Source organism: Sutcliffiella horikoshii (assembly GCF_008180725.1).
Lineage (GTDB): Bacteria > Bacillota > Bacilli > Bacillales > Bacillaceae_I > Sutcliffiella_A > Sutcliffiella_A horikoshii_B.
Genome location: NZ_VTEV01000006.1, coordinates 286665 through 302854 on the forward strand (window position 1 = coordinate 286665; position 16190 = coordinate 302854).

The 16190-nt window shown below is 37.1% G+C and carries 7 protein-coding genes, 1 tRNA gene, 1 rRNA gene and 1 riboswitch; of the genes, 4 read left to right on the top strand and 5 right to left on the bottom strand.

The genetic code is table 11. The features are described from left to right. Positions 1 to 976: 976 nt before the first annotated feature. Positions 977 to 9724, top strand: a complete 8748-nt coding sequence (locus FZC76_RS23640; RefSeq protein WP_148989324.1) for a cell wall-binding repeat-containing protein — start codon at positions 977 to 979, stop codon at positions 9722 to 9724. A 255-nt stretch (positions 9725 to 9979) separates the two neighbouring features. On the opposite strand, the gene FZC76_RS16830 is transcribed toward FZC76_RS23640, so the two are convergent. Next, on the bottom strand, positions 9980 to 10879 hold the full coding sequence (locus FZC76_RS16830; protein WP_148989325.1) for a LysR family transcriptional regulator: 900 nt from the start codon (positions 10877 to 10879) through the stop codon (positions 9980 to 9982). Positions 10880 to 11099: 220 nt separating this feature from the next. Here FZC76_RS16830 and FZC76_RS16835 point away from each other — a divergent pair, with 220 nt between their 5' ends. Then, on the top strand, positions 11100 to 12329 hold the full coding sequence (locus FZC76_RS16835) for a helix-turn-helix domain-containing protein (protein ID WP_148989326.1): 1230 nt from the start codon (positions 11100 to 11102) through the stop codon (positions 12327 to 12329). A gap of 192 nt (positions 12330 to 12521) precedes the next feature. Here FZC76_RS16835 and FZC76_RS16840 read toward each other — a convergent pair. Together FZC76_RS16840 and FZC76_RS16845 are read right to left on the bottom strand one after the other, a co-directional pair. Next, positions 12522 to 12593, bottom strand: a tRNA-Ala gene (locus FZC76_RS16840). Between the two features lie 60 nt (positions 12594 to 12653). Continuing rightward, positions 12654 to 13355: an MgtC/SapB family protein gene (locus FZC76_RS16845; protein WP_148989327.1), complete on the bottom strand. Its 702-nt coding sequence runs from the start codon at positions 13353 to 13355 to the stop codon at positions 12654 to 12656. A gap of 123 nt (positions 13356 to 13478) precedes the next feature. Here FZC76_RS16845 and FZC76_RS16850 point away from each other — a divergent pair, with 123 nt between their 5' ends. Further along, a complete protein-coding gene (locus tag FZC76_RS16850) occupies positions 13479 to 14402 on the top strand; it encodes a DMT family transporter (protein WP_148989328.1) in 924 nt (307 codons plus the stop codon). A gap of 103 nt (positions 14403 to 14505) precedes the next feature. On the opposite strand, the gene FZC76_RS16855 is transcribed toward FZC76_RS16850, so the two are convergent. Together FZC76_RS16855 and thiT are read right to left on the bottom strand one after the other, a co-directional pair. Next, a complete protein-coding gene (locus FZC76_RS16855) occupies positions 14506 to 14688 on the bottom strand; it encodes a hypothetical protein (protein ID WP_148989329.1) in 183 nt (60 codons plus the stop codon). Between the two features lie 99 nt (positions 14689 to 14787). Next, positions 14788 to 15375 (bottom strand): energy-coupled thiamine transporter ThiT, encoded by a 588-nt coding sequence (gene thiT, locus FZC76_RS16860; protein WP_148989330.1) that lies wholly within the window; start codon positions 15373 to 15375, stop codon positions 14788 to 14790. 63 nt (positions 15376 to 15438) lie between these two features. After that, positions 15439 to 15540, bottom strand: a riboswitch (TPP riboswitch). A gap of 407 nt (positions 15541 to 15947) precedes the next feature. Here thiT and FZC76_RS16865 point away from each other — a divergent pair. Then, positions 15948 to 16190 (top strand): 16S ribosomal RNA (locus FZC76_RS16865); the annotation flags it as partial.

Genomic DNA, 16190 nt, shown 5'->3' on the forward strand with positions numbered 1-16190 from the left:
AAGCTGTAGGAAGTTATCACAAGGTCAGGGGGTGTGATTTTTTTTCGAAGCAAATATTAGACTAGTGTCTAGGTTTTCAATCAATGCCTGACTGGAACCCCGAAGAACCCGTTCGTTCACAGGTAGGTTAAGTGATTGTTCTTTTGTCAAGACAGTTCCTTACATCCCTTTCTCGCAGCAAAGATAAATTCTTGGACAGCATCAAATTCAACCATGGTAGTTAGATAAAAAAGTCTATAGGTTCTGTCAATCTGAGCTGTGGAATAATAATTCCTTCAGTGAATTCTCATTGCTGTCCAAAGAACGGTCAGCTTTCATTACAGGCCCCTCTTTTCTCCTATAAGGAAGGTTTCCCATAATTTTTCCATTATTCGTTTTTCTATTCTGTTCGCAATCGTTGGTTTTGTTTAATATAAACGACAGATTTTTCACTATTCTTCCTGAAAACTATGGGAAATCCCCAATGGAATTTTTTACAAAACTATATACCCCTATCTAACTAGGCTTTTTTTTATTCAGTTTATCTAATTCCCCCAATTTATATTTCCTAAAAAACAAAATGAAATTGAAGAAAATATAGAGTTTTCTAGATTTATATAGCTTAAAAAATTCTCGTTTTTTGATTACTATACATTGAATTCCCACAATACACTTCGAAATAGATTACCAGTACAATAAAAAACAGAGAAAATACAGAATATTATTTAAAGTTAATCAATTCTTCTTTTTTAGACAAGTATCTCCAAACGCAAAAAAATAAATTCATTAAGTGTATGTAATTTCCAATTCTATTCTTTATCAAAACTTTTTGGTGATACTTTTCAGCTAATAAATAGGAGTTTGGAATTTTGTTCATTAAGGTCTCCTCACAATTATATGAGAGGAAAATCCTTATGATATAGCAGGTTAAATCTTGAACCAAAGGTTTTAGGATTTTGCCAGCAACTTAATATTATATTTTCATAGGAGGGGAAAAATGAGTAAGAGAAAGAGACAAACCAGGAGAGTGTTATCTATATTATTATTGATTGCAATGCTTATTAACATTGCGTTGCCAAATTTAACACTAGCCAATACAGCATCTGATAATCAGAATCAAACATCAGACGAAACTTTTAATGCAGAAGAAGTAAACCGTATTCTTGCCGGTCTTACTTCTGAACAAAAAGCAAACATCAATAAGCTCACTGGAGCAGAAAATGCGAAAAAAATCCATGTGGATCCTAGTGATCTGCGTAGTTCAAAAAATTTGAATGTAATCGTTCAATTTACAGTGGATCCAGCTAAAATCCAAATGATTAAACAAGCATTAGCAAATGGTGGAGCTACTGTCAATAACCAAGAGTTTGCTACAGATTATGCTGAAGCAGAAAAAAGGGTGGAAGAATCTCACAAACAATTTAAAAGCTTTGTAAATTCGCAGCCCAAAACGCAAATCATTGGCGGACAAACTATTAATAATAGTATGAGTATTACGAGAGAATTCTCCGAAGCATTCAATGGTGTTGCGTTATCACTACCTGCAAACCTCGTTACAAGTATTGCAGAGTTTGAAAATGTTGCATCGATTTGGACTTCAGAAACATTTGAAGTTCCACAACTAACTAACACAGCAGATGCTGCACAGACAAGTGGTATGGCAGGTAAACCTACGTCAGGGCTTAAATTATTGGGTCTTGATAAGCTTCAAGCAGAAGGACATACAGGAATTATTAAATCAGGTCCTAATGCAGGGGAGAAAGTGAAGGTCGGTGTATTAGATACTGGTATTGACTACAATCACCCTGATTTATACAAAGTAACACACGATGAAAACGGAAAACGATATGGTGGACATGACTTTATTAATGCAGTGGTCAATTCAGATGGTACTGTCGTATTCAGTGATGACAATGACCCGATGGAAACGATTTACTCAGACTGGCTGCATGCGAAGGAAAATCCATCATCAGTACTATATCCGGCGACACCGGATTATAAAAATTATATTACAGCGCATGGAACACACGTTTCAGGGACAGTTGCTGCAAATACTACAGATAACAACCTAATCTATTCAGCTAATGGTGTTGCACCAGATGTGGAGCTTCATGGCTATCGTGTGCTTGGTCCAGGTGGAATAGGTTTTGCGGACGCTATCTTGAATGGTATTGATCAAGCAGTGAAAGATGGGATGCAAGTCATCAATCTTTCTCTTGGTTCACTTAATAATGACCCATTATACCCAACAAGTATCGCCATTAACAATGCTACATTAGCTGGGGTTACATGTGTTGTATCAGCAGGAAATGCAGGGCCAAGTCCGGCCACTGTAGGTTCTCCGGGAACTGCAGCGCTAGCTATAACAATTGGTGCCAGTACGATTCCAGTTGAGATTCCGGTAATGACGATTATAAATGGTAAAACTCCTTACCAAGCTCGTTTATTTGGTAAAAGCTTTACAGACAGTGATGATGCATTTGCCGGAAAAACATTTTCTATTGTAGATGTTGGTTTAGGTAAACCAACAAATTACAATGGAAAGGATTTGTCAGGGAAAATTGCCCTCGTGAAACGTGGAGGGTTCACATTAACAGAAAAAATGGGTAATGCCAAGGCTGCTGGCGCAATAGGAATGATTATTTGGAACAATGCCGCGGATGAAGACAACCAAGGCTATATCTCCGCTTTCTTAGGCACAAGCATGGATAATGTATATTCCGTTTCATTGACACAATCACAAGGCCAGGCTCTTGTTGATGTGATTGCCAATGACCCAAGTAAAGAAACAACCATTACTTTCCCATCTAAACTAGATACACCAATCATGAAAAATGCGGATGAATTGGCTGGCTTCAGTTCTACAGGTCCGGTTAATAACTATGATATAAAGCCAGACGTCATTGCACCAGGTGTTGACATTATTTCCACCATGCCATTTGATACATGGGAACCTCAAGAAGGTCAACCACATGATTATACGTATGCTTATCAATCAATGTCCGGTACATCCATGGCAGCACCACATGTCACAGGGGTTGCCGCTTTGGTTTTAGCTGCTAATCCGGATTATAAACCGGCAGATATTAAAACAGCTTTAACGAACACAGCGAAGGATGTTAACACAGAATCAACGACGTATAGTGTATACCAAGTTGGAGCTGGACGTGTTGACCCTGGCCGGGCAATAAATGCGGATGTGAAAATCCAAGTATTAGACAAAGCAAATCATTATGATGACCCAAGATATATTTATGAGAATGATCCTATAATGAGACAAATAGATGACATTAGAGGAAGCATTTTCTTCGGGTTTAAAGGTAGGGGAGAAGGCGCAAACGATGGATCTGATGATGTAGTATCATCTAAAGACTTTAACGTAATCAATCAAGGAACTAGCAGTAAGACCTTTAATGTGAGTACAACATTTATTTCAACAAAATTTGCTGAATCAAATGAAGTAGGTCCTGGAACAGGAAATGATGTGAAAGTTGATGTTTCCGTTAATAATGACAATAGGACAAGCATTCAGGTAGACGGAGCTAGTACTGTTAAAGCAACAGCAACCATTACGATTCCATCAAATGCTATGGAAGGCACTTATGAAGGGTATATTTATCTTGTAAATGCTTCCGACTCAACCGAGTCATATCGCATTCCTTTCACCATTTCAATCGCAGAAAAAGGGATTGATTTTGCTGCAGACATCAAGTCAACGACAGTTTCATTTAGAGATTCAGGTTACTTTAATCCAAATGCTGGTGCACCTGGATTAGGCTATCGATACACTGTCAATAGTCAAATGGAAAGTATGTATCTGTTGTTAAAAGACAATGAAGGAAATTATTTAGGAATCGTTCAAAATGAATCTGGAATCAGTCATAAGAACCCAGGTGTTATTTACACTAGAAACCCAATGCTTATAAGCGGACGATATCTTCCATTTACAAAGCCGTATAACGGATCACTGGATCAATCCGGACTTGCAACAGAGCCAGTTGTAGCCAAACATGGTGCCTATTCAGTCGAGATGGTTGCAATCGACAAGGCTGGTAACCAATACAGAGATGAAGATACAGTTTATGTTGACTATCTTGTGCCAACTCTTACAATGGATCCGGATTCAAAACCGGGAATTTATGAAATCGACCCTACAGGCTATCAACCAGGTCAAGAGATTAAAAGATTTTATGGTACTGTCTATGATTCAAATATCGACGTCATGAAAAATAATGGTGATACTTCGGTACCAGATCTTAATGATAGTACTAAACTTGTGCCTGCAAACCAAAGTCTGAATACGGTTTGGGCTTACCAAGATGATGTTCGCCCAACTCATTCTTTCACACCAGATGCGAATGGTCGTTTCCATTTTGGACTTGCCCCTGAGGACATTACCCGTCATGGTAGTTTGGTTCGGATGTATGCAGCTGACTATTCTGGTGCTGGAGATATCTATTCACAGCAACGCTTTTACTTTATCAAAAAAGGCTCACCATATGTAACGCTTACATCTTCAGGTGGTGTAGACTCAGAACTTGAAAGTCAAGGTAAGGTTGTAGTGGAACCGAGTAAAGAATTTAAAGCAACAATCGCAACGAAAAATGGTATTGGCATGACAGGTGGTAAGTTTACACTTAATAATGCTAAAGCGTACGAATTCAGTAATGTTAGAATTTCAGATGAATATAAACAATATTTAGACAGCAAAGGAATAACCGCTACATTAACAGTGAGTGATCCATATAAAGATAGATTTTCTAGCTATTCCATAGATATTACGATATCTGGAATTGATGCTGCTGGTGCACTTGATCAGGATATGAACATAATAGAAGCAGATGTGACCTATACCAATCCTGAAGCTCTTACAGGACCTTGGGAATATGAAGTGTTAGAATCAAGTTTTATATTATCAGGTAAAGATACGATGGTTCCTGCCTTCATGGCAAATTGGCCATATGTGAAACAACCAATTTCTAATCTTTCTGGTGGTATATTTGCAGAAGGATTCAAAGTTAATACGCTTAGCGGTTCTTACATGAACGTTACAGTGGAATCAGGTGCAAAAGTTACGGTAACAGATGCAAATGGTAAATCCTATATAACCGATAATCCTACGACTGACATGAACACTGTCGAATGGCTTGGAAATACAGCCGGCACTTATGCGGTTACGATGGATGCGAGCGATAAGCCATATAACGTAGAAATTTTCATGCCAGGACACTTTAAGGGCTATAAAACCACACCTGTTATAGGTGATAACAGACACGGATATCAAACAGGAGCTTATTATGATATGCCCTCCCATATTACGCCTCTGTTACCAGCTGGAGACGTCAATGGTGACGACGTAATTGACATGAATGACCTTCTTGAAGAAGTGAAAGGATATGAGACTTATAAAGAACTCACGACGACAGCGGATAAAAAGGCATTCCTGACGAACCCGGAAAACAGAAAGTATGATATCCGTTGGGTTGACCCATCAGGTTGGTTTGGTTATGGCATTGATTATTATGATTTCTATTACATTTTCAAAAATTTCGGTCAACAGAATCAAAGTGCATTAAAGACAGGTGTACCTGTTCCGACTCCACAACTTACACTGACAGCTGACACCATAGTCAATGGTGTACAATTAAAAGCCGGTGATGGAGTAGATGAGGTAAGAACAGCACTAAATTTTGCAGGCCCACCACAAAAAACGACTTCAACGATTCCAAAGCTAGAAGAATTGCAAAATGGCTCAAAGATTACGCTGATTCCAACTGATAGAGTGTTTTTAGATGATGTCACATGGAGAAATGCGATTACTGAAATTCATCTTAATGATAAAAATGTAATCAATGAATTGATTACAGGTACTTCAAATAAAGCAGTTACCATCTCAGCTGCACATTATTATTTTAGTGTAATGGAAGGTCATGTATTTGTACCTTCAGAAATTACGTTGGATGGGTCATTGTTCAAGGATGCTGGTAATTACACGGTTATCATTAAAGCAGCAGGATATCAAGATGTATCACTTCAGTTAACTGTTGCAGAGGAACCTATTCCAACGCCTGAAATTCCATTAGTCATAGACCCAACAAAAGCACATTTAGGAAAAGACTTAACTTACACATTTACAGATGATGCAAATTGGCGAAATGGAATCAATAAAATCGTTGTACAAACAAGAGACTTCAAAGACGGTGTAGACATCACGAATATGACAGACGGCAATGGTAATAAATATTACGATATCAGCCAGCCAGGCCAAATCACATTTAAGAAAGAATTATTTAAGACAAATGCATCACCTGTTTTAAATACTTCACCTATCGTACCTGGGGGAGAAAACGATCTTCCACAGCTGTATAAATTCGAAATTCGCTCCACAGGTACTGATGGCACTATTTACCCAGTGGTTACCGCTGGTACGTATACAGGTGACAATGGTTTATCAGCTGCACAAGCGATTGGATTTAGACTTACTTTTGATACGCAAGGAGGCCATGCTCTTGATCCTATAGCGGTTGGATACAGACCGGGTAGATCGAAGTATGGAACGAAATCAAGCGATTGGTCTATATCTCAAACATCACCTGTACCTACTAGACCTGGATATATCTTCAGAGGATGGTTTAACGAACCTGAATGTACGACTTCTTTCAATCAACATGGGACCTTGACTGCTGACAAGACCGTTTATGCGAAATGGGAAATGGAGTATGTACAAAATTATTCGCCAGTTGACAAAAACAATCCTGATGGTAAGAAGTTTAGCCAAGGCTGGGTGCTTGGTGAAGGGGACCTTGAAATCACCATTCCAGATTATCAAACAAACGTTAGTTGGTTAAAGGATAAGAGTAGTATTGCAAGTATTGAGGCAACGTATTACAAAGTAAAAAGTGATGGAACATCTGATTCCGTAACCACAACTTATACATTGGATCCAAGCACGTATAATCTAGTAGCTAACGCTGATGGAAGTGGAACACTTTCCTTTACAACAGCTACAGAAAGCTATGCAGATGCACATCCGATTGAAAAGTTTGCCTTTAGTGAAGCTCCATACCCAAAATATCCTTATATTGGATATAAATTAACGATGACTTCAATTGGAGGAGAATCGTTAGAAATCCCAAATGTTAAACTTGGGTATAGAACTCACTTTGACTTAAATGGCGGTACGTTAATTGATCCAGAAAACACTTTCTTTGAGGATAGATTTGCACAAGCCGGGAGAGCAACATCTCCAAATATGTTAATAGCTTTAAACTACGTAAAAAATGGAGAGCTTTCTGTTAGTCCAACACTTTATCTTGATAGTGAAGGAACAAGTGGAAAGGCTTCAGAAATTGCTAGTAACATAGCAGTTTTAATTAAAGAAAACACGACATTCTATTTAAATTGGATAAAAACTCCACCTACCGTTTCAAAAGATACACTAGCAAACACGGTGGGTAGTGATATTACATTATCCTTCACAGATGATGGAATTTGGAAAAATAATATCAAACAAGTTTTAATTGGATCAAAAGAGCTAGTTCTCGATACGGATTACACGATCAAGGACAATGAAATCACACTAGATCGTTCATTATTTACATTCGGACAAAAGGTAAATGTAGTGATTATTTCTGAAGGGTATTTGGATGTAGTCGTTACAGATCAAGTGATCGGTTATTTGGTAACCTTTGAATCAAATGGAGGCGATGGAGTTCCATCTCAAATCGTAGATTCACGTGTAAGTAAACCGGCAGATCCAGCGTTGATTGGTTATAAGTTTGCCGGCTGGTATACAGATCAAGTTTTAACAAAACCTTATGATTTTACAAGCGTTGTGACGCAACCAATCACACTTTATGCAAAATATGCTTTAGCAACATCTCTTGTATCACCAGATTCGAAAGATAATGCTCTTGGTAACGATATGACACTTGAATTCAGTGATGTTGACTGGGCAAAAGTCATTACAGGCATTAAAATTAACGGTTCTTCTGTAGATGAATCGAAATACAAAGTAGATACGGCTGCACAGACGATAACATTGGATAAGAGTCTCTTCACAAAAACAGGGGAATTCACAATCAATATTAGAGCAACTGACTACGCAGACGTACTTATTTCCCAAAAAGTGGTAAAAGGTATTAATGTACAATTTGTCCTTCCAAGTGATGCTCCAGAAGAAGTAAAAGAAGGAGTAAAAGATCAAATTGTCGTACGCAGAATAACAGAACCAACTGTTTATGGCTATGAGTTAACTTGGTTCGCAGATGAAGCACGTACCATTCCTTGGGAATTTACGAACTCTATCTATTCATCCAAAACACTTTACGGCAAATGGGCTCTTCAAACGTTCAACGTAGAGTTTGATACACAAGGTGGAGGAACAGTAGAGAGTAAGACAGCAGCGTATAACACAACCATTAAAGCTCCAGTAGCTCCAAAAAGATTGGGTTACATCTTTGATGGCTGGTACAAGGATGCAGAATGTACACTTGCATGGGATTTTGCTGGAGATAAAGTGGCGGAAGATATCACGTTATATGCGAAGTGGACGAAAATGATAAGTGATGTACAACCATCTTCTGACATGTATGTACAGCCAGGTGATAAGATTGAAGTCTCCTTCCGAAGTGAAGCAGAAGGCGGAGATGCATCGTTCTCTATTAAACTACCTCTACAATTCTCGACTCAATCGGCTTCAAGCAAAAAGATGGAAGAGATTGAGCCAGGAGTCTATAAGGGTACGTGGGAAGTGCCGGCGAATATCAATCTACAAGGTGCCATGATCGAAGTAGAAATGACGGATGCCGCAGGCAATAAAGCTGTTGAAGAAGCAAGTGGTAAGCTGTTTATTAACACAGAAAATATGGATCGAATTTTTGGGGAGACAAGATACCATACTGCAGTAGAAATAAGTAAAAAAGGTTGGTCTTCATCCAATGTCGTCGTGTTAGCGCGTTCCGACAATTATGCGGATGCCTTAGCAGGCACACCATTAGCGCACAAACATAAAGCGCCGATCCTATTAACAAAATCTAATGAGCTTTCAAATGAGGTCTTAGAAGAACTACACCGTCTAAAGGCGACTGAGGTAATTGTCCTAGGTGGTACTAGTGCGATAAGTGATAAGGTAGTTTCAACTCTAAAAAATAAGAAACTGAAAGTTACAAGAATAGCTGGTAAAGACCGATATGAAACGGCTTCTAAGATTGCAAAGCAAGTAGCACCTGAAGGAACCGATAAAGCTGTTGTTGTATATGGAGGTAACTTCCCTGATGCAATTTCTGTAGCATCTCATGCAGCCAGAGAAGGACTACCAATCTTACTGACTAAGACAAATGATCTACCAACGGCTACTCAAGCAGCTCTGGATGAACTAGGTGTATCAACTAGTATTGCAGTTGGTGGAAAGGCTGTTATCAGTGAGGCTGTACATGACCAATTACCAAACGCAGAACGCATTAGTGGCCAGAATCGTTATGAAACGAATATTGAATTGGCGAAGGTATTTACCAGCGAGGCGAAACATATTTATGTAGCTACAGGCAACAACTTTGCGGATGCGTTAACTGGATCCGTATTAGCAGCCAAAAATAATAGCTCCATCATATTAGTAGGAATCAATGTACCAGCTTCTACCCTTTCCTACCTAGAAAACAATAGAATGGAACAAATCACAATATTTGGTGGGAATGCAGCTGTAAATCATGACGTTGTGAAGGAATTACAAAAATTTATTGATTAAGTAGAAGTAAGAAAAATTGGTGGAAAAACAATATGAAATTTTACACAACTATGAGAGTGGGTATTGTGAGGTAGGGGAATTAGTAGGAAAAACTTATCCTTGTTGCAGATGAATTACATCTCTCCATGGAAAAAGATTGTAGTCCTTTCCTTCAATATCACTGATAACTGAAAGGCAGTGCTTTTAACTAAGAAGCACTGCCTTTATTTATACGAGCGTTTTATTAACTTAAACAATTCCTTCTGAACTTCCAGATCATTTAGTGGCAAGTTCTGATACCTTACTTTCAAAAGCTTCAGCTACATTAGAAATTCCTTTTGCCAATGGATAGAGACACCAAAAGTCTAGAAAGATAAAATTAGGATTTTTAAATGGAACAGTTACTAGTTCTTTACTATTTACATTAATAGTGTTTTTTAAGAAAGAATTCAATACAAGAGAAACAGCAGGTCCATAAATCATAGCGTTTTTTAGAACTTCAACATTGTTGGAAGTAATGAAAAATTCTTTATTAATTAAATGTTTTTCATTAATATTTTGCACATAACCAGAGTTATAAACAACTACCTTTTCGTTTTCTAATTCTTTTGGTGTGATAGTCTGTAACTTTGAATTGGATGAATTCTTATTCATGCATACACATAAAAAATCAGTAAAAATAAATTTATAACCTATACCATTTTCATATGTCGAAGAATCTAATTCATTCTGAGGATAAGATGCAAAAGCTAAATCGACCTCTTCATTTTTTATTTTATGTAAAATTTGTTCTTGATCCAATTCCTCTATAATGAACGTAACATCTTTATATAAGTTATTGAGTGACAAGAAAGCATCAAATACCACATAGGTCATTGTTGGGGTGCAAGCAATTCGTAACTCTTTCGCAGCTCCCTTTTTTTTTGATTCTAAGTCTACGTGCAATTCGTGAATTTTTTGTACAATATCGTAGGATTTAGATATAAATAGCGTCCCTTCCTTAGTTGGTTTCATTCCTTTTTTGGAGCGTAGAAAAAGAGAAAGTCCCAATTCCTCTTCTAATTGGGAAATAGATTGGCTAATGGCAGAAGCTGATAAATGTAATTTTTCAGCTGCCTTCGTAATAGAACCTTCTTTTACAATCTCTATCATATATTTCATTTGTTCTAAATTCATATATACCCCTCATTGCAAGTGTATTTATATGGGTTGGTTAATATTAAGTAAAGCTTAATGCGTATTCATAATTATTCATTATACTACTATTGTTAAATGGTTTACAATTCGATTAAATAGCAATTTTCTAACTCAAAAAAGGAAATAAATATCAGTGAAGAACTTGATAAACTTCTTAACTCCCTTATCATAAAAAACTCACGAAAAGGGGAAATCAAACATGTACGAAGGAAAAATCATAAAATATTTCCGTGAAAAATATCAACTCACTCAAGAACAATTGGGAAAAGGGATTTGTTCAGATACTCATATAAGTAAAATAGAAAGATCACAAACCGAATATGCACCTGATATTATCAAATTATTGTCAAATCGCTTAGGAATAAATATGAGTGAAAAAATCCAAAAGCTTGATCAATTGAAAAGTCGAATATCGGATTGGCATAACGTGATTGTTATGGAATTAAAAGAAGAAATCGATACTATCCATTGTGAGCTTAAACAAGAAGAGCTAGTCCACATTTCTGAATATTGTTATATATACAAATTGCTTTACGCAAGATATTTGCTTTCTAAAAACAAGCCCGAAGCTGCTAATTTGTTTATTAAAGAAATACAAAAAAAAGAGAAACAATTAACAGGCTATGAGAGAAATCTTCTTAAGCATGTATTAGGTATTTACTATTTATCGATAAATGATTATCATAATGCAATTAATACATTAAAAACAATCCGAAATGATATTTATAACAATCCAGAATTTTATTACCATTTGGCTATCGCCTATCACTCCGTTCGACTTCCTGTTTTAGCTTATTTTTATGCACAAAAGTCCCGTCAATTTTTTGAAGAAAAAAAATTCTTTTTAAGGGTCATAGATGCAGAAATAATCATGATTGTTCAAGCACAAGACAATGTCTATAATCTTGATGTAATAAATCGCTTTAAAAGCTTAATTCATAGTTCTGAGTTATGTGGATCTTTAGAAAGGAAGGCGAAAGTTACTCATAATTTAGCTTATGAATACTATAGATTAGGGGATATGGAGCAAGCGAGAAATTATTATAAAGAGTCTATGATACTAAAGGAGAAAGAATCCAGCTCTTATCTACTTTCCCTTGAGGGATACATCCGAAGCTGTTATGAGGGGGGCCTTCTTTCCAGACCAATATTATTAGATCTTGTTACGGAAGGAGTAACTATTGCCAATCAGAAAAAGCTCAAGTTATATATTCATCTATTTAAACTTCTCTCATACTTGATAAAATCGAATGAACAAAGATATTATCAATACTTGCAGGAAAAGGCATTACCTATGTTTGAAAAATATGGTTTCATTTATTTAGTCCGACGATCCAAAAGAGAATTGTTCGAGTATTATAGAAGTACAGAACGGTACGATATTGCGTTGGATATGGCAGATTACTTTGTGAAAAGTAACATAAAGTAGTTGTGTAGTAGACTTTTAAGAAACCAAGTACTGTATTCTATTAGAATCTACATTTCCAACAGAAGAAAGAGGAATTTTCGAAAAAATTTATAGCATATTGATTTTGAACCTTTGGTGATGAAGTGGATATAGAGAAGAATTAAATTAGAGGAAAATGACAAAAACCCTTGCTGAGCAAGGGTTTTGGAAGTATGGAGCGGATGGGATTCGAACCCACGACCCCTTCGCTGCCAGCGAAGTATTCTCCCACTGAACTACCGCCCCGGTGAGAATGAATTTATTTTATCAAAAATTCTTTCTTTTGCAAACGTTTTTTTAAAATATTTAGTCCAAGTTTTCAACTTCTGCTTGAATGACACCAGTAAGTGATTTTAGGTCATAATATACATCTGTTGTATAGACGCTTTTCTTCGTGGTGATGATACAATTAAGCACTATATCATCTTTTTCCTCTTTTACTTTAACGCGCTTAATAGCAAGATTCTTGTGGTGAATCTCCTTCATAACCATGGTCAGGTCAATATCTTTCTCAATAAAGATTTTTACTTTTATTTCTTTTTCCTTCAATTTCTTGGGTCCAATTTTATCGAAGAGGGAGGGGATAATCTTCACACCCAAAATGATGAAAATGACACCGAATGCCCCTTCTATAAAAAATCCTGCTCCGATAGTAATTCCAAGTGCAGCGGATGCTAATACCAATGCAGCTGTTGTCAGCCCTGAAATAGCCTCGTTGCTTCTCCTTAGGATTACCCCTGCACCAAGAAATCCAATACCGCTAATAACATAGGAAGGAATTCGCCCTGGATCCATAGGTCTTGAGTATTCCTTTGAATAAAGAAAGGCAGATTCATAGGAAACGATAGTCAATAAGCACGCCATTACTGAGACGATGACACAGGTTTTTAGTCCAAGAGGTTTGCCCTTCAATTCACGTTCTAACCCTATAATTATTCCAGCAATTGAAGCAAAAATAAGTTTAATAATAAAATCGTATTCATTGATATATTCCATTGAAAATTCCATAAGGCCCCTCCTGTAAAAAGTAAAAATATGATATTCTAAAAAAAATATTTGTAGAAAATTATAACAATGTTCTGTAAAATTAGAAAGGTTATTTAAAAATACTAACAGTGTGGGTGAAGGCAAATGAATAAGTGGTTTAATCCATACGTGGCTCTCGCGGTGGGAGTAGTTTCTGTTTCTACATCTGCCATATTTGTCAAATTAGCGGATGCCCCTGCTGGAGTGGTGGCCTTCTACCGGTTACTATTCTCCGTGATAATACTACTACCCATATTTTTATATAAATATGTTGGAGAATTAAAGGATATTTCGAAGAGGGATTGGCTCTTCTCGGGGTTGGCAGGTGTGTTCCTAGCGTTTCATTTTATTCTATGGTTTGAATCTTTAAATTATACCAGTGTAGCAAGTTCAACAGTGCTCGTAACCCTCCAACCTTTGTTTGCATTCATTGGAACTTATTTGTTTTTCAAAGAGAGGCTAAGTATTAAAGCTATTGTAAGTGGATTGATGGCAATAGTAGGGAGTGTCATTATCAGCTGGGGTGATTTCCGGATTAGTGGGATGGCTTTATTTGGGGATATACTCGCTTTGGTGGCTTGTGCGCTTGTAACGGCTTATTTATTGTTCGGACAGGAGGTCAGAAAAAGACTATCATTGATTACCTATACCTTTATCGTTTATGGTTTCAGCTGTGTTACCTTGCTCTTGTATGTACTAGTTTCGGGAGAACCACTTACAGGTTATTCCTCTACTGATTGGTTTTGGTTCATCCTGCTTGCAATTATTCCAACTTTACTGGGCCATTCTTTCTTCAATTGGGCTGTTAAATACATCAGCACCAATGTTATCTCGATGAGTATTCTATTTGAACCAATCGGTGCAGCAGTTCTCGCTTATTTTGTCTTACATGAGATGGTAACTTGGACCCAATTTACAGGAGGTCTGCTTGTGATGCTTAGTGTGGGGTATTTTTTAAAAGATAACCGTAAGAGCAAACAAGTAGAATGGATGGTTACGGAAGAAGAAGAGAATCAGAAGTGTATATAAGGATGAGACAATCGGGTACGAAGGGCTATCCCTGAAAATTACCTATAAGTAATAATAGATAAAAGCCGACAATTTGTCGGCTTTTATCTATTATATGTACCATTCATTGGAGTCTCGTGGCCATCATTGCAAAAAAAATGCCAAGTGAAAGGCTCACTATAAATCCCTCCCCGCGTACCTTTCCTTCCTTATCACTTATACGCAAACCTTCAAAGTATGCAAAAAGTAAAAGGCCTATGGAAGTGAGTAATGCTACTAAAAATGCTGCGTATTTTACAAGATCCATATCTTTTCCCCCTGTTTCATTCATTAGTAGATTGTATGAGAGATTATAGTAGAAAATTCTATTAATTTTCACACAAAAAAGCTGACCGATGCGGCCAGCTTAAGAGATAGAATTATTAGTGGTGAATATACGAGGGACTGTTTTAATCAATAGTACCGTTATAATAGTTGCAATCACAAAACTTGGTACCATATAGGACCCGTTATAAAGTAAGGAATATAGCCATACCGGTTGCCCTTCTGGTGCTAAATAGTCGAAGTAAATGACTCCGGCAGAGTAATGAGCCAAAAATCGTAAAAGGCAACCTAAAAATGCGGCTATGCTTACATATAGTATAAGTTTTTTCAGGTCATCTTTCTTAGCAGACTTCGAGACTTTGCCCGCAAATACTCCAGCAAAACCAAGAGAGGTAAATGCTACTATATAATCTAGAAAAATTTGAACAGGATCAATCCCCCAAAAGGTACCTGTTACTATCTGAAGTAGACCGAGTATGAATCCAGATAATATTCCACCTTTTAACCCCCAGCGAAACGCCATGATAAATACCGGGACCATTGAAATAGATATTGACCCCCCTTGAGCCCAAATTTTGAGTGACAAAACTCCTGCCAATAAATCAAGTAAATACCCTAGAGCTCCAAATATAGCAATTTCAACGAGAAACAATGTGTTATTCTTCTTCATATAAATCCCCCTTAAAATAAAAAAAGCAATAAAGGAGGCTCCTTTATTGCTTAAATGAAATAAGTAATAAATCTGCCACATCCCTACGATAGTACTAACTAACAGGTTCAAAGGGTCAGAACATCATGTTCACTCTCAGCCATTATGGCTCCCCTCGTGGAAAAGAATTAAATTGTCTCCCTTCATCATACACAAACCACAAGAAAACGACAAGTTTCTTCCTTAGTTAGCAATAATAGTAGAGCTATGTTGAGTAAATTCCATTAGTAGAAAGTTAATCAAAAATATTTAGAAAAAGTATTGCAATATAGTTGTAGAGGTGGTATATTTAATTTCGTCGCTGCGAGGGCAGAGACGAGATGTGAAAATGCTACATCAAAAAAACAAAAAAACAGCTTGACTTTAAAACGACAAGTTGTTATGATTAGGAAGTCGCTTTTGAGCGAATCTTGTAAGAAAATGATCTTTGAAAACTAAACAAAACAACAGCGTCATAACGTCGGTTCTACGGAACACGACAAAATGATTTAAGTAATACAAGCTAGCAAATTTTGAGCAAAAGCTCAGACTCTTTATTGGAGAGTTTGATCCTGGCTCAGGACGAACGCTGGCGGCGTGCCTAATACATGCAAGTCGAGCGGACCTTTTAAAAGCTTGCTTTTGAAAGGTCAGCGGCGGACGGGTGAGTAACACGTGGGCAACCTGCCTGTAAGACTGGGATAACTTCGGGAAACCGGAGCTAATACCGGATAATATAAGGAACCTCCTGGTTCTTTATTGAAAGATGGTTTCGGCTATCACTTACAGATGGGCCC

Coding starts and splice junctions, on each gene's coding strand:
- FZC76_RS16855 (WP_148989329.1), bottom strand. CDS start 14,688: ATGGATCTTGTAAAATACGCAGCATTTTTAGTAGCATTACTCACTTCC.
- FZC76_RS16850 (WP_148989328.1), top strand. CDS start 13,479: ATGAATAAGTGGTTTAATCCATACGTGGCTCTCGCGGTGGGAGTAGTT.
- FZC76_RS16845 (WP_148989327.1), bottom strand. CDS start 13,355: ATGGAATTTTCAATGGAATATATCAATGAATACGATTTTATTATTAAA.
- FZC76_RS16835 (WP_148989326.1), top strand. CDS start 11,100: ATGTACGAAGGAAAAATCATAAAATATTTCCGTGAAAAATATCAACTC.
- FZC76_RS23640 (WP_148989324.1), top strand. CDS start 977: ATGAGTAAGAGAAAGAGACAAACCAGGAGAGTGTTATCTATATTATTA.
- FZC76_RS16830 (WP_148989325.1), bottom strand. CDS start 10,879: ATGAATTTAGAACAAATGAAATATATGATAGAGATTGTAAAAGAAGGT.
- thiT (WP_148989330.1), bottom strand. CDS start 15,375: ATGAAGAAGAATAACACATTGTTTCTCGTTGAAATTGCTATATTTGGA.